Source organism: Dolichospermum sp. FACHB-1091, from assembly GCF_014697585.1.
Classification (GTDB): domain Bacteria; phylum Cyanobacteriota; class Cyanobacteriia; order Cyanobacteriales; family Nostocaceae; genus Dolichospermum.
Genome location: NZ_JACJSB010000046.1, coordinates 1 through 24,466 on the forward strand (window position 1 = coordinate 1; position 24,466 = coordinate 24,466).

General features: G+C 36.8%; 25 protein-coding genes. 7 read left to right on the top strand and 18 right to left on the bottom strand.

The window, feature by feature from the left end:
- The coding region (locus H6G25_RS19975; RefSeq protein ID WP_190393993.1) for a DUF4114 domain-containing protein at positions 1-1,391 on the top strand (1,391 nt) is incomplete at its 5' end.
- 290 nt (positions 1,392-1,681) lie between these two features.
- On the opposite strand, the gene H6G25_RS19980 is transcribed toward H6G25_RS19975, so the two are convergent.
- From H6G25_RS19980 to H6G25_RS20030, 11 genes are all read right to left on the bottom strand, one after another.
- Entirely contained in the window at positions 1,682-2,449 is a 768-nt protein-coding gene (locus tag H6G25_RS19980; RefSeq protein WP_190393994.1) for an MBL fold metallo-hydrolase, read from the bottom strand.
- 12 nt (positions 2,450-2,461) lie between these two features.
- Complete coding sequence (locus H6G25_RS19985) at positions 2,462-3,049, bottom strand: gamma-glutamyl-gamma-aminobutyrate hydrolase family protein (protein ID WP_190393995.1); 588 nt, start codon at positions 3,047-3,049, stop codon at positions 2,462-2,464.
- A 74-nt stretch (positions 3,050-3,123) separates the two neighbouring features.
- Entirely contained in the window at positions 3,124-3,579 is a 456-nt protein-coding gene (locus tag H6G25_RS19990; protein WP_190393996.1) for a diacylglycerol kinase family protein, read from the bottom strand.
- Between the two features lie 140 nt (positions 3,580-3,719).
- A complete protein-coding gene (ybeY, locus tag H6G25_RS19995; protein ID WP_190393997.1) occupies positions 3,720-4,220 on the bottom strand; it encodes an rRNA maturation RNase YbeY in 501 nt (166 codons plus the stop codon).
- Between the two features lie 12 nt (positions 4,221-4,232).
- Entirely contained in the window at positions 4,233-4,388 is a 156-nt protein-coding gene (locus H6G25_RS20000) for a DUF3285 domain-containing protein (protein ID WP_071604953.1), read from the bottom strand.
- Between the two features lie 288 nt (positions 4,389-4,676).
- A protein-coding gene (gene prfB, locus H6G25_RS20005; RefSeq protein ID WP_190394012.1) for a peptide chain release factor 2 occupies positions 4,677-5,790 on the bottom strand; the annotation gives its coding sequence in 2 pieces (ribosomal slippage) (positions 4,677-5,717 and positions 5,719-5,790; 1,113 coding nt in all).
- A gap of 107 nt (positions 5,791-5,897) precedes the next feature.
- On the bottom strand, positions 5,898-7,961 hold the full coding sequence (locus H6G25_RS20010; protein ID WP_190393998.1) for a serine/threonine-protein kinase: 2,064 nt from the start codon (positions 7,959-7,961) through the stop codon (positions 5,898-5,900).
- A 193-nt stretch (positions 7,962-8,154) separates the two neighbouring features.
- Positions 8,155-8,823: an N-acetylmannosamine-6-phosphate 2-epimerase gene (locus tag H6G25_RS20015; RefSeq protein ID WP_190393999.1), complete on the bottom strand. Its 669-nt coding sequence runs from the start codon at positions 8,821-8,823 to the stop codon at positions 8,155-8,157.
- 90 nt (positions 8,824-8,913) lie between these two features.
- On the bottom strand, positions 8,914-9,285 hold the full coding sequence (locus tag H6G25_RS20020; protein WP_168358840.1) for a type II toxin-antitoxin system VapC family toxin: 372 nt from the start codon (positions 9,283-9,285) through the stop codon (positions 8,914-8,916).
- A complete protein-coding gene (locus H6G25_RS20025) occupies positions 9,272-9,499 on the bottom strand; it encodes a hypothetical protein (protein WP_137909086.1) in 228 nt (75 codons plus the stop codon). The genes H6G25_RS20020 and H6G25_RS20025 overlap by 14 nt, the downstream gene beginning before the upstream one ends.
- Before the next feature lie 209 nt (positions 9,500-9,708).
- Positions 9,709-10,308: a Uma2 family endonuclease gene (locus H6G25_RS20030; RefSeq protein WP_174782709.1), complete on the bottom strand. Its 600-nt coding sequence runs from the start codon at positions 10,306-10,308 to the stop codon at positions 9,709-9,711.
- A 159-nt stretch (positions 10,309-10,467) separates the two neighbouring features.
- On the opposite strand from H6G25_RS20030, the gene H6G25_RS20035 reads away from it, so the two are divergent.
- Entirely contained in the window at positions 10,468-10,641 is a 174-nt protein-coding gene (locus H6G25_RS20035) for a hypothetical protein (protein ID WP_190394000.1), read from the top strand.
- Positions 10,642-11,058: 417 nt separating this feature from the next.
- Positions 11,059-11,790 carry a hypothetical protein gene (locus tag H6G25_RS20040; protein ID WP_190394001.1) on the top strand — a complete coding sequence of 244 codons (732 nt, stop codon included), beginning with the start codon at positions 11,059-11,061 and terminating at the stop codon, positions 11,788-11,790.
- Between the two features lie 417 nt (positions 11,791-12,207).
- Here the strand turns inward: H6G25_RS20040 and H6G25_RS20045 are convergent, their stop codons facing one another.
- The 3 genes from H6G25_RS20045 to thrC all read right to left on the bottom strand — a co-directional run bounded on the left by H6G25_RS20045 (position 12,208) and on the right by thrC (position 14,546).
- On the bottom strand, positions 12,208-12,657 hold the full coding sequence (locus H6G25_RS20045; protein ID WP_190394002.1) for a DUF2996 domain-containing protein: 450 nt from the start codon (positions 12,655-12,657) through the stop codon (positions 12,208-12,210).
- A 174-nt stretch (positions 12,658-12,831) separates the two neighbouring features.
- Positions 12,832-13,107, bottom strand: a complete 276-nt coding sequence (locus H6G25_RS20050) for a MoaD/ThiS family protein (RefSeq protein WP_190394003.1) — start codon at positions 13,105-13,107, stop codon at positions 12,832-12,834.
- A 134-nt stretch (positions 13,108-13,241) separates the two neighbouring features.
- Positions 13,242-14,546, bottom strand: a complete 1,305-nt coding sequence (thrC, locus tag H6G25_RS20055; RefSeq protein WP_190394004.1) for a threonine synthase — start codon at positions 14,544-14,546, stop codon at positions 13,242-13,244.
- Positions 14,547-15,131: 585 nt separating this feature from the next.
- Here thrC and H6G25_RS20060 point away from each other — a divergent pair.
- Entirely contained in the window at positions 15,132-15,482 is a 351-nt protein-coding gene (locus H6G25_RS20060) for a hypothetical protein (protein ID WP_190394013.1), read from the top strand.
- A 55-nt stretch (positions 15,483-15,537) separates the two neighbouring features.
- Here the strand turns inward: H6G25_RS20060 and H6G25_RS20065 are convergent, their stop codons facing one another.
- On the bottom strand, positions 15,538-16,536 hold the full coding sequence (locus tag H6G25_RS20065; RefSeq protein WP_190394005.1) for a cyanophycin synthetase: 999 nt from the start codon (positions 16,534-16,536) through the stop codon (positions 15,538-15,540).
- 313 nt (positions 16,537-16,849) lie between these two features.
- Between H6G25_RS20065 and H6G25_RS20070 the strand changes: the two genes are divergently transcribed.
- Complete coding sequence (locus H6G25_RS20070) at positions 16,850-17,086, top strand: hypothetical protein (protein ID WP_190394006.1); 237 nt, start codon at positions 16,850-16,852, stop codon at positions 17,084-17,086.
- A gap of 83 nt (positions 17,087-17,169) precedes the next feature.
- Here H6G25_RS20070 and H6G25_RS20075 read toward each other — a convergent pair whose 3' ends face one another.
- Positions 17,170-19,275: a M3 family metallopeptidase gene (locus H6G25_RS20075; RefSeq protein ID WP_190394007.1), complete on the bottom strand. Its 2,106-nt coding sequence runs from the start codon at positions 19,273-19,275 to the stop codon at positions 17,170-17,172.
- Between the two features lie 444 nt (positions 19,276-19,719).
- On the opposite strand from H6G25_RS20075, the gene H6G25_RS20080 reads away from it, so the two are divergent.
- Together H6G25_RS20080 and H6G25_RS20085 are read left to right on the top strand one after the other, a co-directional pair.
- The gene (locus H6G25_RS20080) at positions 19,720-20,097 is read left to right on the top strand and encodes a DUF1823 family protein (RefSeq protein ID WP_190394008.1); all 378 of its coding nucleotides are present in this window, start codon (positions 19,720-19,722) and stop codon (positions 20,095-20,097) included.
- Between the two features lie 386 nt (positions 20,098-20,483).
- On the top strand, positions 20,484-21,527 hold the full coding sequence (locus H6G25_RS20085; protein WP_190394009.1) for a 3-deoxy-7-phosphoheptulonate synthase: 1,044 nt from the start codon (positions 20,484-20,486) through the stop codon (positions 21,525-21,527).
- A gap of 193 nt (positions 21,528-21,720) precedes the next feature.
- Here the strand turns inward: H6G25_RS20085 and aroF are convergent, their stop codons facing one another.
- Together aroF and H6G25_RS20095 are read right to left on the bottom strand one after the other, a co-directional pair.
- Positions 21,721-22,761, bottom strand: coding sequence for a 3-deoxy-7-phosphoheptulonate synthase (gene aroF, locus H6G25_RS20090; RefSeq protein ID WP_190394010.1), 1,041 nt, complete (start codon positions 22,759-22,761; stop codon positions 21,721-21,723).
- 175 nt (positions 22,762-22,936) lie between these two features.
- The coding region (locus tag H6G25_RS20095) for an Eco57I restriction-modification methylase domain-containing protein (protein WP_206754785.1) at positions 22,937-24,466 on the bottom strand (1,530 nt) is incomplete at its 5' end.

A 24,466-nucleotide genomic window follows, 5' to 3' on the forward strand; every position in this document is an offset into this window, starting at 1 on the left:
TTCGACTGAGGACAACAGACCAAGATGGGTTATCCTTTGAGAAACAATTAACCATTGGTGTCAGTAACGTTAACGAAACTCCTACCGACTTAACACTCTCTAATAGCACAGTTACGGAAAATCAAGTTATTGGTACAGTGGTTGGTAATCTCAGTAGCACAGACCCAGATACAGGAAATACCTTTACTTATAGTTTAGTTACAGGGGATGGTGCAACGGATAATAGTTTATTCACTATTACCAATAATCAACTCAAAACCAACTCTGTATTTGACTTTGAAACTAAAAACAGTTACAGCGTTCGACTGAGGACAACAGACCAAGATGGGTTATCCTTTGAGAAACAATTAACCATTGGTGTCAGTAACGTTAACGAAGCGCCCATATTGAATAGCACTAATAATGGTAGTGTTTTCGTTCTAAAAGGTGACAATAATGGCAAGGAAAGACTGGAAGTTAAATTAACAGGATACAATTCTAAACTCAACAGTGAGCTAGGAGTATTTATTGTTGATGATGCCAGTGGTACAATAGATAGTATTGCACCGGGTGCTGCAGGTTATACCGATAAAGCGTTACAACGTGGTCAGGTAATTTTCTCTCTCCTTGCTAATCCTCCCGTTGGATTTAATCAATCTAGTCTCAGCAGGTTGTTAGAATTAGATTCTAATAATAATTTGGCTAATCTGAGATTCTACTTGATTAAGGATGGTTCAACGGATTCCTACAGATCCGAGAATGTCTTCTTTGGTAATGCTTCTACTCTTAGGTCTACTCCTACTCCTTCAGGAAATGGCTTCTCCCTGGCTTGGGAAGATGGTTCTGATAATACAACCGGGTTTGAAGATTTGCAGATAACAATTAACCCAACTGATACATTTATAACTAGGGGTACAAGTCTGCAAAACAAACGCCAAGGAGAATCACTAGATTTGCGGGGTATCACTGGTGCGGTAAAAGCTGACTTTGTTGTCAACCGAGAGGCCGCTTATAACAACTTCGTTGGTTTTTATAAAGTCACTGATGAGAATGGAGGTATTGATACCAATGGAGATGGTAGGGCTGATATCCTCCCAGGACAAGCTGGTTATGCTCAAGCCGCTGTTAGCGGGCGTGTTTCTGACCTTGCTTTGGCTGTGAATAACAACGGAACTGCGAATTTTAACAATAAGACCCTTCAAGGTGGTTCTATCTTTGTGCCATTTATTATCACTGATGGTGGTACACCCGATAATTATAAGAATATTTACTTCACCTTCGGCGCTGCTAACTCAGATGGTGTTGATCATGTGCGGCTTTTAGGTGATAATACCTTTGGTTTTGAAGACCTAGCCGGTGGTGGTGACAAGGACTTTAATGATGTTATTGTTAAGGTCAACTTGACAATATAGGTAAAATAAGCTATTACAGCCTATTTTGGGTTTATGATCTACACCCCTGACCCTCTCCTCACTTGGGGAGGGTGGGGTATTTTTTTATCTTAGGACTTACGCAAGTGTCACACCAAAAATCTGTTGTAGGGTGCGTCAGATATCAACAATCCGTTTATTTGCAGGATTTACGCAGTAGTAAAGCACCCTACCAATGTGCTTGGGGAGGGTGGGGTGTTTTTGTACCTCATGAAGTTGAAATCTGCTATTAGATTCTTGACTTCTTCCAGGGGGTATCTCAATTCGAGATATCAAAATTTATAACTCAAAACCTGAATTTCCGTCTTTTCCGGTAAATTCTGGGAATTAATTACTATAGAGTCACTATTACCTCGGCGGATATTAACACCTTGCATTAAAGTCAAAAAATCATCTACTGGGGTAATGTCACACTGGTTTATATCAGCAGCTTGAGTGCGGTAATGGGTGGGAATAACTAACTTAGGATTTAAGACGGTAATGGCTGCTTTTGCTTCTTGAGCATTGTAAGCTTTAGCACTACCACCTACAGGAATAAATAATACATCAGGACGACCCATGAGGATTTTTTGTTCTAGGGTCAGGGGAGCAGCACAACCCCCTAAATGCAGTAAATTAAGTCCTGCTATGGTGAATTTCCAAACCAGATTTTTCCCGAATCGTTTTCCATTGTAACGATCATGGTCTGTGGTAATTCCCTGAAAATTAACACCCCTAAATTCGTAAACCCCCGGTTGATAAACTAATTTGGGATTTCCCGGTAGTTCTTCTACATAACCTTCATCTAATAATTGACTACTAATTAATACCAAATCTGCCGCAACTGTTGGGGGACGATACTTAGCTGTACAGCCCAAGGTGCGAAAGGGATTAATGAGAATTTTGACATTTCCAGTGGTGAATAAAAAGCAAGTATGACCCAACCACTGAATTGATACATTACTAGACTGGGCATTTACTGAAACAGGCAAACCTAAATTAGTAATTACAGCCGTTATTAGACCTGCCCCAGTATAGCCTATCAACTCTCGTCTTTTCATCTGTTTTTCGCTTTACAAAGTTCGCAGAAAATTTCTGAGTAATTCCTTACCCAAAGAAGTTAAAACACTTTCTGGATGAAATTGGACTCCTTGAATGTGAGGATAGTTCCGGTGTCTGACACCCATAATTGTACCATCTTCTACCCAAGCAGTAATTTCCAATACTTCTGGACAAGTTTCCCGCTCAATTACTAAACTATGATACCTGGTGGCGGTCAAGGGATTTTCTAAACCTTGAAAAATTCCTATCCCCTTGTGTGATACCTGGGAGGTTTTTCCGTGCATTAATTCTGGTGCAGAAACTATTTTACCACCGAAGACCTGACCAATACTTTGATGTCCTAAACACACCCCTAAAATCGGTAATTTTTCGCCAAATTGAGCGATCGCATCTAAGGAAATTCCCGCATCTTCTGGACGACCAGGACCAGGGGAAATGACTATTGCGTCTGGGTTTAAGGTTCTAATTTCATCTACAGTCATCTTATCATTTCGTACGATTTGGATATCATTAGCTACAGGAAAATCGGTGGCTAACTCTCCCAAATACTGGACTAAATTATACGTAAAACTGTCGTAATTATCAATGACTAATATCACAATTTTTGCCTAATTTCATCTTAAAATATTCAAGACGTTTCTAGGAAACGTCTCTATTTTTCACAATCCACTATCTATAAATTGGATAGGATTAAAGTTGCTAAAGGAGGCAATAATAGTGTACTTGCGACCAACACTGCTACTAAAGCGGAAATAAGTACAGCCCCAGCCGCACAGTCTTTAGCAATTTTTGCCAATTCATGGTAGGATTGTTTTACCGTTAAATCTACAATAGACTCCAGCGCGGTATTCATTAACTCTAAAGTCAAAACTAAACCACTGGTAACAGCAATTATAGCTATTTCCACTGTTTCTAAACGTAAGAATACACTCAAACTAATAGCCAAGGCGCAGACGGCTAAATGAATGCGAAAATTACGTTGAGTCTGAAAACCATAGGTAATTCCAGCCCAAGCATACTTAAAACTAACAAATAAATTAGAGGCAATTTGCCAGGAAAGTTCCCTGTCTTTAGACACAAGCGGTGGTAAGCTGTTACTTGTTGGTGATGAGGAAAGTTTTGAGGACATAGATAAAAAAATATGATATATGACAGAGTAAGAATCTACCGATTTTCATAGCCAGATCAACTTTGAGGCAATTGTACGCTATTTTAAATAGCTACACTATGAAGTAATCACTAAGATTCCCCATTTTAAATATACATATACTATGCCTCTAAGTTAATAATCATACCTATCTTTTTAAGTAATATAACTTGTTGCTGTAGCATTTCCATCAAACTTTCTTCATCAGGATGATCCCATCCTAACAGATGCAATAAACCATGAGCCGTTAACCAAGCTAATTCTGTAGATAAGCTATGTTCCTGCTGTTGTGCTTGTCGCTGTGCTGTATCTACAGAAACAATAATATCACCTAAATACAAGGGCATAGATATCAGCATTTCTTCGCTTTGTGGTAAATTTGCTTCTAGAGATGCAAAAGCTAAAACATCTGTAGGTTTATCCTGTTCACGGTATTGGGAATTGAGGGTTTGAATTTCCGTATCAGTTGTCAACCGCAAACTAACCTCATAACTAGGTGCAGTTGGTAGATAATCATTAAGAATTTCTAACCACTCCTGAAACCAATTTTCCCAAGTTTCGGGAGGAATTAGGGAAAAGTCGTCAACACAATTTTCTAAATATAATTCCACTGGTAAAGGCACAATTTTTCCCCCTTAGCGGGTCAAATACGCTAAACCAACGAGGACAGATAATAGTCCTACAGCAGTTAACGCAAAGTGTTTCAAGGAAGTACCGCCTTTTCTGACCATGTTCCGCATAGCTAGTTTAACATAGCTGGGTTGGGGTTCTGTATTAGGGGACTTGTCCATAGTTAACTTCTCCAAAAATTTCCAAATAATTGCCAATAATTTCCTTTATTACTTTAACAGGTTACAGGGAAATTAGGAGTCAGGAGTGCAGACTATTAACCTAGATTAAGCTATTACACAGCTAAATTAGACAATCCTCATATATAGCAATCCTCAACAAGACGTAAATACCTCTTTTTTTCTCTCTACCTCTGTGTCCTCTGTGGTTCGTTACCAAACAGAGGATTGCTATTTTTAATCGCTGGCTATCCTGATTCTGATAGTATAACTAAGCGTCCCCTGCTTTCCCTAACCTTCTACTATCTGATTTTCTTGTCTTAAATAGGCTTGAATAAACATATCAATCTCACCATTCATGATGTCGGTAATGGCTGTTGTTTCTACGTTTGTACGCAGGTCTTTAACCATCTGATAAGGATGAAATACATAGTTACGGATTTGATTACCCCAGGACGCTTCCACCATGTCACCGCGAATTTCCGCTATTTCTTGGGCGCGTTGTTCTTTGGCTATAATTAGTAGTTTAGCTTTAAGACGGGCTAGGGCTTTTTCTTTATTTTGCAGTTGTGACCGTTCTTCCGTACAACGGACTGCTATCCCTGTGGGAATGTGAACTATGCGGACTGCGGTTTCTACTTTGTTGACGTTTTGTCCACCTTTACCACCAGAACGGGTGGTGGTAATTTCTAAATCTTTTTCGGGAATGTCTAATTTGACGGTATTATCTATTTGTGGCATCACTTCCACTCCCGCAAAACTGGTTTGTCGTTTACCGTTAGCATTAAAGGGAGAAATTCGTACTAAGCGATGAGTACCCATTTCAGAACGCAAATAACCATAGGCGTAGCGTCCGGTTATTTCTAGGGTGGCGGATTTAATACCCGCTTCGTCACCTTCGGATTCTTCTGCTAAAGTAACTTTATAACCATGATCTTCTCCCCAACGGGTATACATCCGCATTAACATAAATGCCCAGTCTTGCGCGTCTGTACCACCTGCACCAGCGTTAATTGTCAGGACTGCACCTTTATCATCGTAGGGTCCAGAAAGTAGTTGTTGTAATTCCCATTGATCTAAATCATGATTGAGTTTGTTAATGGTAGACTCCGCTTCTTGTAATAGCGCTGTGTCCGTTTCTAGTTCCAATAGTTCAACAACTACCCTAGTATCGTCTAAATGGGAATGCCACTGGTAATATTGCTCTAAATGGGATTTTAGATCATTGAGTTCTTGTAGGGTGTTTTGGGCTTGGGTTTGGTCTTCCCAAAATTCTGTTTGGGCGGAAATTTGTTCTAAGTCGTGAATTTTGGCTTGGAGTGCGGGTACGTCAAAGATAGTCCTGGGTTTTACCCAGGCGGCTAGACAATGTTTCGATTTCGCGTTTTAGTTCTAATACGTCCATAATTTTGGCTGCTGGCAGGGATGTGATATCTTTCTCAATTAATTGGATAACTGGCATTTTATATTTTACTGGATTTTGGTCAGAAGAAAGAAGGGTTCACAATCTGATCATAGATTTTGGGTTGGGGTATTCTGGGCTTTTGTGCGGGCTTCTATAGCTTGTTGGTAATCTGGTTTATATTCTATAGCTTTATCGTAGGATGCGATCGCCTCTTTGTATTGTTGCATATTTAATAGCGCATTGCCGCGACTATACCAACTTTCATAATGATTGGGTTTATAACGGATAGCTTTATTATAGGATGCGATCGCTTCTGGATATTTTTGCAAACTATATTGTGTATTTCCTAGATTATACCACAGTAAATAATCATTTCCCTTTAAGGAAATAGCTTTTTTATAAGATTCTATGGCTTCTGGATAACGTTTAACTTGATGTAATGCCCAACCCCGATTATACCATGCTTGATACCGTCGAGGATTGGATTTAATCACTTGGTTAAAAGAATCAATAGCCTCTGGATATCTACGTAATGTCATCAATATATTACTTCTTGATAACAAAGCGGGAAAGTTACCCTGATTGTATTGTAGCACCTGATCATAAGCTTGCAGAGCAAATTCATAACGATTTAAATTCACCGAACAATTACCTAAATTATACAAAGCTAATTCATGATCTGGCTTTAATTCTATGGTTTTTTTGTAAGCTGTAATTGCTTCCTCATACTGTTTAAGATTTTGTAATGCCAATCCTTTTTTGTACCATAATTCAGAATTATCAGGTTGTAAATTAATTGCTTGTTCATAAGCCTTAACTGCATTATTATAGTTATTAATTTTTATAAAAACATCCCCTTTAGCTTGCCAAACTTGAGGAGCATCATTTTTGAGTTCTAAAGCTTTATCAAAAGTGGCAAGTGCTTCCGCATAACGTTTGAGATTTACTAAAACCAACCCGCGATTATTCCAAGCTTCTAAATAATCAGGTTGAAGTTGAATAGCTTTATCATAGACCATTAAAGCTTGTTCATATTTCTTTAATTGAAATAATGCTTGACCTTGACCATACCAAGCTTGAGGATAATCAGGTTTAATATCTCCGGCTTTTTCATAAATTGTTAAAGCCTCTTGATAGCGTTGTAATTGCAGCAGAGTATTCGCCTGATGATATAATTCTATAGCATTTTTATTATTCAGGCGATTAATTATAAATATTCCACCTACAGCACCAATAACTAACACAAATATCCCCAAGGGTAATTTCCAGAATATGCCTTTTTTAACTGGGGAATTTTTAACTTGATTTGGTAAAGTTGCGGGAGAAAAAACTATTGTTTCCGATGTATTTTTATGCAAATTTTGTAAAGCTTGTAATGCTATTGTCGCTGAGGCATAACGTTGTCGAAAATCATAACATACCATTTGATTTAAAAATTGAGCAAATTCTGGGGATACCGTGGCGGAATTTTGCCAAATAATTTCATTAGTTTCGGGATCTTTTTCTAATTGTTCAGGGGATAATCCTGTTAAGGCTTGAATAGCAATAATTCCCAAAGCATAGATATCACTACTAAATTTGGGTGTCCCTTGTGCCTGTTCTCCAGGAGTATAACCAGGTGTGCCAATAGCGACAGTAGATTGAGTAATATTCGGGGAATTTACTAATTTAGTCGTAATTTGTTTAACTGCACCAAAATCAATTAAAATTAGTTTACCATCTTGTTGTCGTCTCAGAATATTCCGAGGGTTAACATCACGATGAATTACTTTTTGTTGATGTACAAAATCCAAAATTTCTAAAATTTCTTGTACTAGGGAAATTACCTGATTCTCAGTAAAAATTGTACCTGGTCTTAATTCTTGACTAAGGTTATTACCTACAATAAGTTCCTGCACCAGATAAAATTCGGCATTTTCTTCAAAGTAAGCTAAAAGTTGGGGAATGCGGTCATGAGTCCCTAATTTATATAAAACTTGGGCTTCTGTGTCAAACAACCTTCTGGCTATTTCCAAAGTAGCAATATCACTAGACTGAGGTTTAAGTTTCTTAACTACACAATGCGGTAAACCGGGTAAATGAGTATCATTAGCAACATAAGTTTCGCCAAATCCGCCACCTCCCAGGTAATTGGTAATTTGGTATCTGCCCACAAGGGTGTTTCCTAGCATTTTATGAGCCTAGTTGAATAAGTAAGTGAACGGAAAAAAACCAACATAAGTAACGAAAAGTAAAGTTGCCTAAAACCTGTTCCCTGTTCCCTGTTCCCTGTTCCCTGTTCCCTTGTCATAACGACAATTTTTAACGCCAACCTACTTAATATGTTATATTATGACTATTTTGCCACAGAAAAATGAGAAGATTTTAATTTTCCAATGCCAAATTATAAGCTTTAACTAACAAATCAATGCCAGTAATTGCTCCACCCACAACAACAGCATTAGCGCCTAAATCTAAGGCTTTTTTGGCCATTTGTGGTGAAGATATACCACCCTCACAAATCACAAAAGTGTCAAGATTTTCTACTATTTTACTCAGTAATTCCCAACCAGGGGGAGAAAAGTCTTGAGTTTCCCCAGTGTAGCCAAAAAGAGTAGTTCCCACAATATCCGCACCTGCATTAACAGCTAATTGTGCTGCTTGATATGTATCTACATCTGCCATAACCGGCTTATTTAATTGATCATGAATCAAATTAATAATATTTGTTAACTTTTCATCACCGGGACGATATCTAGTAGTAGCATCTATAGCTATAATATCAGCACCAGCAGCCGCTACGGCCACAGCGTGATGAAATTGTGGTGTAATATATACATCAGAACCAGTTATTACTTGTTTCCAAAGTCCGATAATGGGAACTTTGACTTTTTTCCGCACCGCTTCGATATGAATAGGTGTATCAATTCTCACTCCTACAGCCCCATTATTCACTGCTGCTTGTGCCATTGCAGAAATTACATAAGGATCATGTAATGGGGAGTTTATGGGTGCTTGACAGGAAACGATTAATCCTTTTGGTAAGTTAGTCATGTTTTATTTTTAATTGTAAGTTAACTTGGGTGATTAGGAGGATGTGCTAAAAAGATTAATGTTTATTAAGATGAATATCATGTAATGCTGTCAGTTATCTAATTTAAGCTTATTTGCTAACTTCTTATCTAAGGTTACTAACTCAAGTCCATGATACTTGGTAGTTGCAGCAATAATAGAATCAGGCAGTTTCGTTTTGTGAGTATATCTAAAATTGATAGTCTCATTTTCAATTGCTGGTGTAATTGTTAAATATGTCATACGACTTAATAAAAATACAATAGCTTCTTTTTCTGTGGGTGTTATAGATGGAAAACTCAATAACTCCATGCGAGTTATTGCACTATAAGCACATTCACCAATTTGAATTTGCCTATCGTTTAAAATATCCAAAATTATTAAATCCCGTTGAAGCAAACCAATCACGATATTTGTATCTAACAAATACTTAATCCCATTCATTGCGTAATGCTCTTTGTAAATTTAACGGATCTTGATTTTTGAAAGTTGGAAATTCAGGCAAATCATTAACTATATCAACTAATAATTGAGATGATTGTTTTTGTTGCTCTTCTAATAACATTTTTTCCACAGCTTTCTGTACTAATAGCTGCATATCAGGCATTTCCAAAAGTTGTTTTCCCAATTCATCAGGTAACTCAATTTTAACTTGCATAAAATCCTCCATTAAAACGGCGGTTTAATTCCTAATTCTTCACAGAATAATGCAATTATAGCATCTGTAACCTGACAATGAATTTATTTATTGCCTCATTTAATGCTAACGTAAAAAACCCAATTTGTAAACTCGAAATTTTCGTTAATTCTTTAATTTTACTGGCACAATCTCAACTATCTAAATGTTGCATAGTTGAGAATTTATATTTAAAAAGATAATTCTTGAAATAACTCTATCAAAGGCAGATTAAAATTAGGAATCACATCTTCTCCATTAAGACTATCTTCCAATTGCAAAAGCTGAGATGGCTTGGGTTTGCGATAAACTAATATACATTCCTCATCTGGTAATATAACCCATGCTAAACGAGTTCCATTTTCAAAATACTCTACTAATTTATTATGAATTTCTTCAAAAGTATTATTAGGAGAAATAATTTCTACAGCTAAATCAGGAGCGCCATCAAAAAAACCCTTGGGTAATCTTTTTAAACCTTGTAACCTTTCTTTAGAAATAAAAGCAAGATCAGGGGATCTTTTGTTACCAGTTTTCATTTTAAAAGCTGTGCTAGAATCACAAGTGATTCCGAGTTTATAATCACGCACAAAACCTGTTAGAAAATATCCCAGTGTGAGAGCTAAATAACCATGTTCTACTCCTGAATTTGCCACAATAATTAGCTCTCCGTCTACATATTCATAAAGATTGTCGTCTTCCCTTAATAACATAAATTGCTCATCTGTCAAAGTCTGATGATTAGCTAAAGGTTGAATTAATTCTAAATTTGTGATTGTAGTTTGGGTCATTAGATTTAACTCCACAGATGAAACTATTATAGGAATTATATTTGATTTATGATAAAGATACATAAGGTGCGTCAGACTGCATAAATTACCTCAATAAACAGATTTGTTATATCTGACGCACCCTACAATACTACTACAATACTAATACAAGAATTATATTTGATTTATGATAAAGATACTGATACTTCTAATGGGGCTTGGGATTTGATTGATGCTACTATTGATGAGTGGCATGAAAGTGCGATCGCAATTACCAGCTGGAGAAGCACCTATAAAGCTTTTAATTTCAATGGCTATTTTTTGTCCGTCCTGTTTGATAAGTGGAAATACTAGCAATTTTAATTTATATAAGGTATAATAATTTCAATCTTTTATTTTCGTAGGTTGGGTTAAGCGAAGCGCAACCCAACGTAATAAAATTATAATGATGTTGGGTTTCATTCTTCAACCCAACCTACGTATTTTTATCCGCTTTTTTCCGATGCCATGAGTTTGTTTAGATGTGAATTATATCCGTTTAGTTATAAAGACCTTTTGTTAAATTTTATTAACAGCTACTCCCCAGCACAACCGAATTCTGTATACTCTAAAATATGTGAGTGTTAGTTTTTATCTCCTCAAATTTCCTCAAACAAAAACCATGATAAATTTAACAAAGCATAAACAGGGTTTACGTCTACCCCCCCCCCCAATGTATCATTTAGGACTTTATTAAAGGCTGTCACGGTCACCGCAACTACTTTACTGTCTTTGGAGGTACTACTTCCTAGTTCAGCTCAAGCTATTATTATTTTGGGTCCTACGCCTCATAGTATTGTTGACCGGTATGACTGGGGAAATTTTGCTTTTAATGGAACGCCCATTAACAATCCTTTCCAGATTTTGAACAACGGTAACTTTGCAACCATAAGCCAAACCCAGCCGAATCAGAATTTCACCATTGTCCAACAATCCCCAGTACCCGTGCCGTTGGCGAATACAACAGCGTACCTGGCGCCCCCAAGACCTTTATGGGAAGGGAATTTCAGTCCATGGACTAATCCTCTCTATAGTGCTCATCTTCTCTATAATAATGGGGGAGGAGCAATTACCATTGATTTTAATCAACCTATCTTTGGTGCGTCAACGCAGATTCAGAGTCATCTATATGGGAATTTTACAGCGAATGTGCAGGCCTTTGATCTCGCTGGTAATCTTTTGGGTAATTCTGATGTAGCAGGATTATCTAACGGGAACGCAGACGGATCAGCCGTTTGGATTAGTGTTCACAATAACGCCAATAACGCTCCCAACATCTCTAGATTAGTCTATAGTACTAATGATAACGATTTCGCTATAGCGGCGGCGACACCTGTTCCTTTAGAGATAAACGCTCTTCCAGTAGCAGCCAGCACTATCCTGTTTGGGTTAGGAATGTGGTTAAAACGGAAATATCAGGAAAACAAATATTCCCAGGATTTTAACAAGGAACAGGTAAATTAAAATTCCACTTGTAACTCCAGGGCGTTTTCAGATCACCGTAGGCATCGCAATTTTAGAGAATGAAAACCCCCTGCTTCTAAAGCAGGGGGTTTTCTTGAGGGGGTAAATTGGAAAATCATTTCCCCAAAACCCTTTCCTACAGGTCAATAGAGGCTTTTTTTCCTAATTTTTGATTAATTAATATGAAAAACAAGCCCAAATATTGATGGTCAAAAGGTTCTGGCGATAGCTTCGCTCGCCGTAGGCATGGGAATTTTAGAAAATGAAAACCCCCTGATGTGAAAGCAGAAGTTTAAGTAGGTGAACGGAAAAAAACCGACATAAGTAACGAAAAGTAAAGTTGCCCAAAACCTCTTCCCGGTTAAGAGTTAAGAGTTCCCTTGTCATAACGACAATTTTTAACGCCAACCTACTTAACTAATTTCTACCTAGCCATTTTTGACCGTTCAAACGATATACTAACCGAGATACTAACAAATCTAGGGTGATTTTCCGCTCGTCAATTAAAAATGATTCTAGGGTACTCGGTTTTTTACCTTCATTACAGGAAAAACCCTTTTTACCTTGAATATTCTCTTCGGGGAAATATACATTAAACTGGCGTTGTCCCCCTTGCCAGGAACCGATAACTTGCCAACATTCTTCCGCTGAGGTAAAACCAATTATGGAATACTTCTGCTTGGCAAAAGTCAGTTTTACATCTGGCACACCTTCTTTTGTAATTGCTTCTTGCAGTGCTGGGATATAATGTTGCTGCATAAACTCTTCAAAAGGCTTATCTTCCAAAGCTGGGGGTTTTTCCTTTTTGGCAGCTTTGGCGGCGGTTTTTTCGCTTTCTGCTGGAGTTTGTGTGGTTTCTTCTGCCATTGCTCGTTTTGGGGTAGTCAGTTATTTTTATTTTGACATACCAGAGCTATGAATTTTGCAATTTTATTAATTTACTGTTGAAGCAGAGCCTCTGGACCACATTCCCAGTGGGAGACTGGGAATGAGATAAGGAGATATGACTAAAACTTTATACTTTAAACATTTATATATGCTTCAACCACCCGCAACAGCAGGAACAATACTCACCTCGTCACCATCATTGAGGGCTGTTTCTGTACCTTCTAAAAAGCGAATATCTTCGCTGTTGACATAGAAATTCAAGAACCGTAAAGGATCTCCTTCTGGCTTACGCAAACGCCCTTTGATAGCAGGATAGCTTACTTCTAAGTAATCAAACAATTCAGAAATATTACTACCACTACATTCTAGGACAGCTTGATCGTTTGTAAACTTTTGTAGAACAGTGGGAACTAAAACTTTTACGGCCATTGTTTAAACGTTAATTGTGAGTGAGTGAGCTAAATAGGCGGTTATAAACCGCGACAGGTAAAAACCTGAATTTTTGTTGAGTCCACGGAGGTGGACTTTATTTATATAACTGCGGTTTCTCACCGCTCAAGCTTCTAAACTAGAACTTGTTGCCATTCTAAACGGTCAAGGGTCCGGGATCTTTCTAAAGCCCGCTCAAAACTGTCTAGTTTGGCCTCAATTGTCAAAGGTTCGCCAATATAACCTTGAATTGCTTCCTGGGTTTTCAAACCATTACCAGTGATATAAACTACTGTGGTTTCATCTGGATTGATTTTGCCAGCTTCTACTAATTTCTTCAGAACTGCAATGGTTGTACCCCCTGCGGTTTCTGTAAAGATGCCTTCGGTTTCTGCTAATAATTTAATACCTTCGATAATTTCCGCATCATTAACTGATTCAATATTACCGTTGGTTTTTTGAGCTATTTCTACAGCATATACCCCATCGGCAGGGTTGCCAATAGCAATTGATTTAGCAATTGTATTCGGTTTAACTGGTTTAATAAAGTCTTTACCTTCTTTAAAGGCTGTCGCAATGGGAGAACAACCTTCTGCTTGAGCGCCACTGAAACGAACATCTTTAGCTTCCACTAAACCAACTTCTACAAATTCTTGGAAACCTTTATAGATTTTAGTAAACAAAGAACCAGAAGCCAAGGGTGCAACTATATGATCTGGTAATTCCCAACCTAGTTGTTCTGCAACTTCAAAGCCCAAGGTTTTAGAACCTTCAGAATAGTAAGGACGGAGGTTAATATTCACAAAACCCCAACCATGGGTATTGGCAACTTCTGAACAAAGACGATTAACTTGATCATAATTGCCTTTGACTGCCATGAGGGTAGGACTATAAATCAAACTACCGATAATTTTACCAGCTTCTAAGTCAGAAGGAATAAATACACAACAATCTAAACCGGCATGAGCGGCGATCGCTGCGGTAGAATTTGCTAAGTTACCTGTACTAGCACAAGAAACAGTTGTAAAACCTAATTCTCTCGCTCTACTGAGGGCAACGGATACCACCCGATCCTTAAAACTCAGGGTGGGCATATTCACGGCATCATTTTTAATATAAAGCTTATTTAGACCCAGGCGACGGGCAAGACGGTGAGAACGCACCAAGGGAGTCATCCCTGTACCGACATCTATATAATTATCTGTAGCAACGGGTAAAAAGTGACGGTAACGCCAAATAGAATTGGGACCTGCTTCAATAGTTTCTCTACTAACTAAGCTTTTAAGAACATTGTAATCATATTTGACTTCTAGCGGACCAAAACACAATTCACATACATGAGTAGCTTTAAGCTCGTATTCTGCGCCACATTCTTTACACTTCAATGCCTTGAGTATGGAAGTGTTTGCTTGGTTGAGGTTTGTAATCGCCTGAGTCATAATTTACCTTTCCCTGGATATCCGTCAACTTTGAAATCATAGTAGCACGAGACAAAATCATCGTCAAACATACCCGACAAAAATTATCGGGTTTGGTTACTCAACCGCAGCAATTACCAGAAAATTCATGAATTACTCTCAAAAAAGATCAGGCTTTAGCAGTACGCACTTGAGTGAAATACTCTTACTAACAGCTTGTCTAGTTCCCCTGCTTGGGGTTTTATGACAACTAACAGGTAACTTGCTGTGTGTAACCAGTTGGGAGTACAGAATTTAGTATAAAATAACGACAGATACAAGCCAGGAATGGGGGGTAAATACTGATTTATAGATTTTTGGTGAAAAAATCCTAAAAATCATTTACATCCTGGAATTAATGCCATATATTATTTATCAATACAATCTAAAAACCAAATAAATCCTAGCAGTCAAAGGGCTTAAGTGCTAATGTCTGAGGTAATCTTGAAACTGATGTAATTGGCATAAATTCTACTTTTTCTAGATGAAGTTAGCGGACTTTTCCGCAATAGTTTTTGCCAAAAACAGAGGTTTATCAGCAATTGATAACTTTGGAGGACGAGAATGATTAAATACAGTTTCAATTTGATAGGGGTATCTCCTGTTTGGCATTTTTTTAATCACCAACAACAGAGTTTAGTAAAACCACAACATCAAGGGATAGAATATCTAGGAACTCACACTTGTACTTTAGATGCGTTCCTAGAATCTATAGAACCAATTCCTGTAAAATGGGGTTGGAATTTAGATCAAGTGGTAGATACGGTAATTGAGTTTTGGATGAATAATGCTGAGAGTATTAACTATTGGAAATCTCGTTTACAAGATGCCGGACATGATAGTTTACTCGTAGCTAGAGTAGCAGATATGAACTATTTGTCTGGGGAATTGGAATCACTACTAGGGAAAAATTTGTAACTCTTAATTACCACCAATAGAATAGCAGGAAACAGGAAACAGAGTATTTTTTTGTTTACCTGGGAACTGCTATGTCATTTTCTAATGCTTTGAGAATTTTTAAATACAATTCTTCTACTTTTTGCGCTGCTAATTTACCACTAGCAGCATAGTGATCTAACCCGGGAGAACCATTGACTTCAATTAGCGTATAATCTGTGATTGGCATAGTAATATCATGGGTAAGTATATCTATTCCTGCTAATCTTAATCCTATATCTTTAGTAATATTAATTGCTAATTTTTGAAAGTCTGGATGAATAGTTTCGGAAAAATCTACAGCCTCACCTCCACTAGATAAATTAGCATTATCTAAAAGATAAACAATCTGATCATTAGGAATCACGCTATCCCAATTAAGATTTTGCGTTTTTAATTTTTTATCAATGCGGAAATCATCAACTTTAATACCGTTTTTTCTACCGAGGCTAATAAATTTTTCCTGCTTTTGTTGTAGCAACTCTAAAACATTAGATATACCATTACCGACAACAAATAAGGGAATCCTTTGATAAGCAACAATCACTTCATTATCTAAAACAACAATTCTATAGTCATTACCACTATAAAATTTTTCTACAATCAATCCTGATTTAATTTGGAATATTTTATCAGCTACATCATAATATTCTGCCTGATTATATACTTTAGTCACTAATATTCCCTGACTCAGATTGAGAGGTTTAACAATTACAGGAAATCCCATGGATTCTGCATAGTTAAATCCATCATCAATATTTCTGAGATTTGCTAATTTAGCGCATAAATTATCATTAAAAAAAGTTTTTCCTTCTGGAACTTTATATCCAAATTGCTTCAGGAAAAAATTACTATATGCTTTATCTTTAACTAAATTAGCTGCCCCAAAACCATTAATATCTAATTTGCTATGACTAAAAACTGATTTTTTGCCATTTTTAAATGTAATATGTCCGACTAATTCATATTCTGGTTCAACTAAAACTATAGCCCCTATTTCCAATGCTACTTTTTTGATGATTGATGTTATTGACATTTTGATTTTTCCAGACGATCTCAAATTACACTGAAAAAGTATAGCAACATTCGTAAATATTTGACAATCTCTAGTCTCGAATAATTGAAAAAATTGGTATAGTTTATGTCTAAATTAGCCTTCGTAAATCAGTATTTACTCTTTAGCAGCAAATAAAAGTAAATTTTGTCAAAATATCAGTTGTTGCATCACGTATTGACAATTTTGAAAATATGTAATAACAAGGTGGCATCATCAATAAAAAGCGATGGTACATCCTCTGTTAAGAGACAAAGTAACGCCCTTCACTCAAGTTCATACGTATAAAATAATCATGCCACAAAATACTGATTACAAAAACACCACTTCAGAAAATCAAGCCATAGCTTACCGAAAAAGGCTGAATGGCTGGGCTGTAGCCCGCGTGCTTACCGAACAGGAAAAAGTAATTGTTGCTAGATTCCGCAGTCGATCGGATGCAGAAGGTTATATTCAGCACATACGCCAGTTAATTCTTGATGCTGATTTTGAACTTTTCTTTGATTGTCAACGTGAAGAAGCTGTAATATAAATTCACTCAGGCCAGGGGTAAGAGGAACAGATTTTCTTTGGGATTTTGAATTGTTTTGTCCTCTTATACCTTGAATTGCCAATTTACGGGTCAGTTAGCAGCCCATTATGTTTGAGTAAAGCCTTGGTACTGGGTTCTCGTCCCCGGAAGGTTTTAAAGACATCCATGGGATGCTGACTACCACCTAATGCTAAAATTGTATCTCGATAGCGTCTACCAATATCATGAATTGCGGCTTCATCTTCTAAACCCGCTTCTTCAAAAGCAGCAAAAGCATCAGCACTCAGAACCTCAGCCCACTTGTAGCTATAGTAACCCGCTGCATAACCTCCTCCAAAAATATGACTGAAAGCACACAAAAACCCATCCTCTGGTAATGGTGGTAACACAGTTGTTAACTTAGCGATTCTTTTTTGCACATCTGTGACAGTTTCCTGACCCTTGGGACAATAGCGGTGATGTAATTCCAAATCCACACTGCTAAAATATATCTGTCGCAACATAGCTGAACCACTCATGTAATTACGTGCCGCCAACAACTTTTGGTAATAATGCTCTGGTAATGGTTCACCTGTTTGATAATGTTTGGCCATACCCAATAAGGTCTGGCGGTCATAACACCAATTTTCCATAAATTGGCTTGGTAATTCTACTGCATCCCATTCTACATTATTAATACCTGCTGCTCCCAGGTAATTTACCTTAGTCAGCATATGATGTAAGCCATGTCCAAATTCATGGAATAATGTCTCAACTTCGTCAAAAGCCATTAAACTAGGATTACCATCCACAGGAGGCGTTTGGTTACAAATCAAATAAGCGACAGGGAGACGGATAGTAGTTACATCATTCTCTTTGATTTGTTTGCGGTGAATACAAGCATCCATCCAAGCACCACCACGTTTTTCAGCGGGACGGCTGTAAGCATCTAAGTAAAAATAGGCAATGGTTTCACCGTATTTATCAGCAATTTGGAAATAACGGACATCCTCATGCCATACTGGTGCTTGGCCGTCAGCGGGAGTTACCGTGACACCAAAAAGCCTTTTTACCAGCCCAAATAAACCATCTAGGACTTGAGGGAGGGGAAAATAGGGGCGTAACTCTTCAGCCGTAAAAGCAAATTTTTCTTCCCGCTGACGTTCAGCCCAAAAACTAATATCCCAGTGTTGCAAATTTTCTGCTTCTGCTGCTTTTTTATTCTTTGCAAAAACTTTAAGTTTATCTAAATCTTTAACAGCGGCATTATAACTAGCTTGACGAAGTTCTTCTAAAAGTTTTTCTACAGAGGGAACATCCTGAGCCATTTTACTAGCTAAACTGAGTTCAGCAAAAGTTTCAAAGCCAATTAACTGAGCTAATTCCTTTCTTAACTCTAAAATGCGGGTAATTAAGGGATTATTATCTAATTCTCCAGAAGATGCTCGGGTAATATAAGCTTTATAAACTTTTTCCCGCAAATCCCTTCTGGTACTATGCTGCATAAAAGGGAAATAACTGGGAAAATCTAAAGTAATATACCAAGGACCATGTTCTGCTGTAGCATTTTCCTCTCCAGCCGTGCGAGCAGCTTGGGCTGCAAGGCTTAACAAGCTGCTTGGTAAGCCTTCAATGTCATCTGAAGTGGTGAGGACTAAAATAAAGCCTTTAGTGGCATCTAGGATATGATTAGCAAATCTAGTGGCTAGTTCTGCTAATTCCATCTGAATAGCATTAAAACGCTCTCTGGGTTCTCCCTCTAAGCCCACACCTGACAATTCTGCATCTCGAATAGCCGCTTTAATAATTCTCTGTTGGGCTGAATCTAAAGTTTCCCAGGTATGACTATTACGAATTGCTTTGAAAGCATTATAAATAGGTTTACTTTGACCCAGGATATTTATAAACTGAACTACTTGTGGCTGTACCTTTTCATAAGCAATACGTAGTTCTGGACTATTTTTAACACCCATTAAATGATTGAGTATTCCCCAACTCCAATTTAGTCTTTCTGTCAATTTTTCTAAAGGTTCTATTAAACCAGTCCAAGTAGGCTGTATATTGGCCTCTAGGATGGTTAACTGCTTTTCAAGTTCTGCTAATAAATAATTAAAAGCTGGTTCGACTTGCTCCGGTTTAATATCCGCAAATGCAGGTAAACCAGAGCTTTGAAGTAAAGGATTTTGAGAAATAGTAGCAGTTGCACGCATGGTAGTGAATTAATTAATAGCCAAGGAGTTAAGTGGGGACAAAAATTGATTTTTCTTGCTTTATATGCTGACTCAGTAAGCGTATAAATTAGCTTTTTCAGGAAAGCTCAAGTTGATACGCATGACTGTTACCGCGCTATTTTTGGGTTGAAAACACCTTTGAGAGACTCTATGTGATATAATCAGCATAAGTCAAAAACGTGGCGACAAACTTTCCCATTGCTAGAATTACAAAACTAATATTGTAGCAATTTTTTTCCAACTAATTACTTTTATTTTTGCTGATTCTGTAGTCATATCCGCTATGGGCAATTTACATTTTGAGTACATAATATGCAGTATCTGATCAAAAAACATCATTAAGCTTTCTAAGTATAAGAAATAAGCTATATATTATTTATATAATATCTATATAATATCTATTTTCTCTGTTCTCTTAAAATCATGTCTAACCTACCGCCGTTGAATACAGAAACAATTTGGGCAATCATTAATGATACAATTGATGATGCTACCGTGAACCAATTACTATGGTATTACTTAGGCTACCGCTATGATACCACAACAGAAACTTATGATCATAGTCAAGTAGAGACGGCATGGAGAGACGAATATCCCCAACCACCGGATTTTATAGATTCTCGGCCAGCAATTATGAAATTAACTCGTTCTATTCCTCCTGAAAATAAACAACTACTTAAAGAAAAACTAGGTTTTAAAGGTTACAAAATTGGTGAATTTGGTCCGCGACAAACTCGCAGAGCCACCTCCGCAAATTGGTTATTAAGTTATATGTTAATCACCACCGGTAAAATTGAGTAAAATTACTGAACTGCATCTACTTTGAAAATCATGTTATTTGGTAATAATCTGTACAGAATCATCAAGCTTATAAATCAAGCTTATAAATTTATCTATCTTCATCTGCGGTTATCTGCGTTTATCTGCGGTTATTACTTCTGATTTCGGTTGAGGTATTAAATTATCTTCTCCCGGCTAATGTTATGGAAATAACACAGACTTATATTGTATTTTTTCAAAAAGCTGTGTATATTAATATATATCAACCCTTGCACATAATAATCCTACCTGAATTTGTGCAACTTGTTTTTTGTTAACTAACTAATTTAGACTTAAAGAGAATAAAAAACAGTGTCACAGAAGTTTTAGGATTGCTAACGTATAACACAAATCAAGAGATTTCTGCTATGATCCACAAATTAATTAACACTAACATTAAGAGTTCTCATGTTTTGCTAACTCCTAATGAAGTCAAGGAAAAATTACCTTTAACTAAACCCGCTGAAAATACAATTTTAAAATTCAGACAAGAAATAGAACATATTCTAGATTTCCAAGATAGACGAAAATTCATTGTTGTTGGTCCTTGTTCAATTCATGATCCTAAAGCAGCCATAGAATATGGGGAAAAATTACTAGATTTAGCGAAAAAAGTTGAGGATAAACTGCTATTAATTATGCGAGTTTATTTTGAAAAGCCGAGAACTACCGTAGGCTGGAAAGGACTAATTAATGATCCCGAAATGGATGATTCTTTTAATGTAGAAAAGGGGATATTAATTGCTAGAAGTTTATTGTTAAAGTTGACAGAGTTAGGATTACCAACCGCCACAGAAGCACTTGATCCGATTATTCCTCAATATATCAGTGAATTGGTATCTTGGTCTGCAATTGGCGCGAGAACAACTGAATCACAAACACACCGAGAAATGGCTAGTGGTTTATCTATGCCGGTAGGTTTTAAAAACGGTACTGACGGGAATATTCAAGTAGCTGTAAATGCACTCAAATCAGCGAGAACGCCCCATAATTTTCTGGGTATTAATCAAAAGGGACAAGTGAGTGTATTTCAAACTAGGGGAAATGCTCATGGTCATGTAATTTTGCGTGGTGGAACTCAGCCTAATTTTGATGCAGAGAACATTAAATTAGTGGAAGAACAATTAAAAGCTGCCAAATTATCACCAAGAATAGTTGTTGATTGTAGTCATGGTAATACTAATAAAGATTACAGGTTACAATCTATGGTGTTTGAAAATATTATTCAGCAAATATTAGATGGTAATAGTTCCATTGTGGGAATGATGCTAGAATCGAATTTGTATGAAGGTAGTCAAACGATTACAGGAAATCGTGAAGATCTAAAATATGGTGTTTCCGTAACTGATAAATGTATTAATTGGGAAGAAACAGAAAGAATTATTTTGGCCGCTCACGCCAAATTGACCTAAATCCACAGCAGGTTTCATGTATTCATACCACAGATGAATAAATTGAATGAATCTATTACCAATACAGTAGACACCTGATTCTCATCAGGTGTGGCTAACTTGAAACTATGATAGGGATAATTCATCAATTGTCCCTAGATTTTTTTCACGCCATGTCTAGTAGTAGTGAAAATAAATTTCATACTCAGGACTGTTATTGAGGCCAACGACGGACTGCTTGACCAATTACCGCCAATTCTGACATTAATTGATCAAAAGCGTCCGGTGTTAAGGATTGGGGTCCATCGGATAACGCTTTGGCTGGGTTGGGGTGAACTTCAATCATAAGCGCGTCCGTACCCGCAGCGATCGCCGCCATGGCCATAGCAGGGACAAATTCGGACCAACCCACACCATGACTAGGATCAATCATAATTGGTAAATGGGTGAGTTTCCGCAACACCGGCACAACCGATAAATCTAGAGTATTGCGGGTATATTGACGGTCAAAAGTTCTAATTCCCCGTTCACACAAAATTACATGAGGATTACCCGCTGCTAAAATATACTCAGCCGCCATTAACCAATCCTCAATGGTTGCAGCCATACCGCGTTTTAACAGCACGGGTTTAGGTTGCGCTCCCACTTTTTTAAGCATGGAGAAGTTCTGCATATTTCTCGCCCCCACCTGAATCACATCTGCGACTTGGCCAATTTTCTCCAAATCTTCCGTATCCATAACTTCGGTAATAATCCCCAAACCGCTAACTTTCCGGGCTGTAGCTAACAATTCCAAAGCGCTTTCACCATGACCTTGAAAAGCATAGGGTGACGTGCGGGGTTTATAGGCTCCACCTCGCAAAAACTTAGCCCCCGCAGCCTTTACCCGTAGCGCCGTTTCCACAATCATCTCCTCATTTTCCACCGAACACGGTCCAGCCACAACCACCAAAGGATGATGTTCACCAAACACCACATCTCCTTGAGGAGTATTTACCACCACCTCAGAAGCTTCTCCATGACGGAATTGACGACTAGCCCGTTTATAGGGTACTTCCACTCGTAATACTTGTTCAATCCATTGACTCAATTCTTGAATACGGGGGGGGTCTAAATCAGCCGTTTCCCCAATTAAAGCAATGACTACCTTATGTTGACCAATAATTTTTTCTGGAGTTAGTCCCCAGCTAGATAATTCTGTAGTAATGCGATTTATTTCTTCCTGGGGGGAACCAACCTTCATGACAATAATCATTTACGAGTTCCTTTTTTAGTAAATTTTTGATTAACTAACTTGAGATTAACAAGCAAAACCTATGAAAAAAAGCGTTACCCGCAAAGGATAATGGGTGATAATGTATACAATTGGACTATAACTGGTACAGACATTTAGACCATTACACTGATTTTAGCATTTCGGTAGCTGATATTTAATCATCATCTTCTAGTTCTTTACCCAGGCGATATTTTATATCATAGTTGATGATAAAGTCTAATTCTGCTTCTGTAAATCCATAATGTTCTGCTAATATCTTATCTATTTCATCTATGATAGGTTTGGATAATTTGGGAGAAAAGAACTGAACTTTTAATATACCTTGCTTGACATAATTAATATCTTTCATGATTGAGCTTTTTTGTAGATCTAACATTAATTGTTGAGAAAGTTCTGATAATGAAAGTTTAATACTATTACTGACTTTGTTTAAATTAAACAAAAATCCGTTTACTTCCCGTTTATTAACATTTCTACAATCTGATAAAGATAAAAAATACCAGAAAAATAACGAGGATAAATAAACAGATAAAACAGCATTACAATTAATTTCTAAATCAAAATTTATTGTTTTTAACTCAGAAGTTGTTTGTGTTTTACCTAGAGAATTTATGATTGTTGGTGGTTGATTAAGGAATTGTAAAAAATATCTTAATTTTCTAGTATGATATAAAGAATACTTACCATTTTCACTTGTTTGTTCACCTAATGTTTTTTGTTCTTTAATAACTTTCTCAAAAACGCTAATCTCTAAAATTGTTCCAAATTTTGGAATAGAGGTTAAGTAAAATAAATGTTCTGGAATAATAACATATTTCAAGAGTTGAAAAAGATAATTTCTTTCTTCATGATACCACCGATAATATTTACTAGAATATACCAAATTATTGCTTATACTTTTTTGTCCAATACAAATACATAAATGTTTGTCTACATTTTCAAATAGCTTAGATGGACGCATTGCATAAGTGCTTATCCAAGTTTTTACATAATTTGTTTTGACTAAATTACGCAGTAAATCAAATCCGTTTGTACTAACAAAAGATATTGGAATAATCATTCCTAACCAGCTTTTTTGATGAGAAATATAAATACTTCTTTCTATTAAGAATGAATATAAATCATTACATTTTTCTGTTTGATAACCTTTAATTTCATAATCCTTTTTCACCTTACTATATTCCACATAAGGAGGATTACCAATAATCACATCAAAACCCCCACGACTAATAATATCATAAAACTCCACAAACCAATGAAAAGGACGATGAGATAATTTCCACTTTTCCCACTCCTTTTTATTCTTAATATTTATCCCATATTCCCGCGCTAAATACTCATTCAAATCCTCATTTAAAATATTTAAAGTTTCTTGTATCATTTGTTTATTTTTATAAGTTTGATTACAAGTTTGCATTATTTTAAAAGTTTCATAAACTTCTATAAATTGTTGAGAACCTTCAACCGCTTTTTTAACCTGATCATAATTAGCAAAACCCACCAAACTATTACCCGCACGAATATTAAAATCAATATCTGGTAAAGGTTCAATCCCATAATTAGGTAAACTCTGATTAGGAGTTACCTGTGCTACTAGTTTTAAAAATAAACGTAATTTACAAATTTCCGTCGCTTCCTCCATAATATCCACCCCATAGAGATTATTTAACATAATCTTTTTGAG

What these genes read in the sequence shown, in the direction of transcription:
- H6G25_RS19980 (WP_190393994.1), bottom strand. Translation starts at nt 2,449, where the DNA reads ATGAAAAGACGAGAGTTGATAGGCTATACTGGGGCAGGTCTAATAACG.
- H6G25_RS19990 (WP_190393996.1), bottom strand. Translation starts at nt 3,579, where the DNA reads ATGTCCTCAAAACTTTCCTCATCACCAACAAGTAACAGCTTACCACCG.
- H6G25_RS20000 (WP_071604953.1), bottom strand. Translation starts at nt 4,388, where the DNA reads ATGGACAAGTCCCCTAATACAGAACCCCAACCCAGCTATGTTAAACTA.
- H6G25_RS20010 (WP_190393998.1), bottom strand. Translation starts at nt 7,961, where the DNA reads ATGCTAGGAAACACCCTTGTGGGCAGATACCAAATTACCAATTACCTG.
- H6G25_RS20015 (WP_190393999.1), bottom strand. Translation starts at nt 8,823, where the DNA reads ATGACTAACTTACCAAAAGGATTAATCGTTTCCTGTCAAGCACCCATA.
- H6G25_RS20020 (WP_168358840.1), bottom strand. Translation starts at nt 9,285, where the DNA reads ATGAATGGGATTAAGTATTTGTTAGATACAAATATCGTGATTGGTTTG.
- H6G25_RS20025 (WP_137909086.1), bottom strand. Translation starts at nt 9,499, where the DNA reads ATGCAAGTTAAAATTGAGTTACCTGATGAATTGGGAAAACAACTTTTG.
- H6G25_RS20030 (WP_174782709.1), bottom strand. Translation starts at nt 10,308, where the DNA reads ATGACCCAAACTACAATCACAAATTTAGAATTAATTCAACCTTTAGCT.
- H6G25_RS20045 (WP_190394002.1), bottom strand. Translation starts at nt 12,657, where the DNA reads ATGGCAGAAGAAACCACACAAACTCCAGCAGAAAGCGAAAAAACCGCC.
- H6G25_RS20050 (WP_190394003.1), bottom strand. Translation starts at nt 13,107, where the DNA reads ATGGCCGTAAAAGTTTTAGTTCCCACTGTTCTACAAAAGTTTACAAAC.
- thrC (WP_190394004.1), bottom strand. Translation starts at nt 14,546, where the DNA reads ATGACTCAGGCGATTACAAACCTCAACCAAGCAAACACTTCCATACTC.
- H6G25_RS20065 (WP_190394005.1), bottom strand. Translation starts at nt 16,536, where the DNA reads ATGTCAATAACATCAATCATCAAAAAAGTAGCATTGGAAATAGGGGCT.
- H6G25_RS20070 (WP_190394006.1), top strand. Translation starts at nt 16,850, where the DNA reads ATGCCACAAAATACTGATTACAAAAACACCACTTCAGAAAATCAAGCC.
- H6G25_RS20075 (WP_190394007.1), bottom strand. Translation starts at nt 19,275, where the DNA reads ATGCGTGCAACTGCTACTATTTCTCAAAATCCTTTACTTCAAAGCTCT.
- H6G25_RS20080 (WP_190394008.1), top strand. Translation starts at nt 19,720, where the DNA reads ATGTCTAACCTACCGCCGTTGAATACAGAAACAATTTGGGCAATCATT.
- H6G25_RS20085 (WP_190394009.1), top strand. Translation starts at nt 20,484, where the DNA reads ATGATCCACAAATTAATTAACACTAACATTAAGAGTTCTCATGTTTTG.
- aroF (WP_190394010.1), bottom strand. Translation starts at nt 22,761, where the DNA reads ATGATTATTGTCATGAAGGTTGGTTCCCCCCAGGAAGAAATAAATCGC.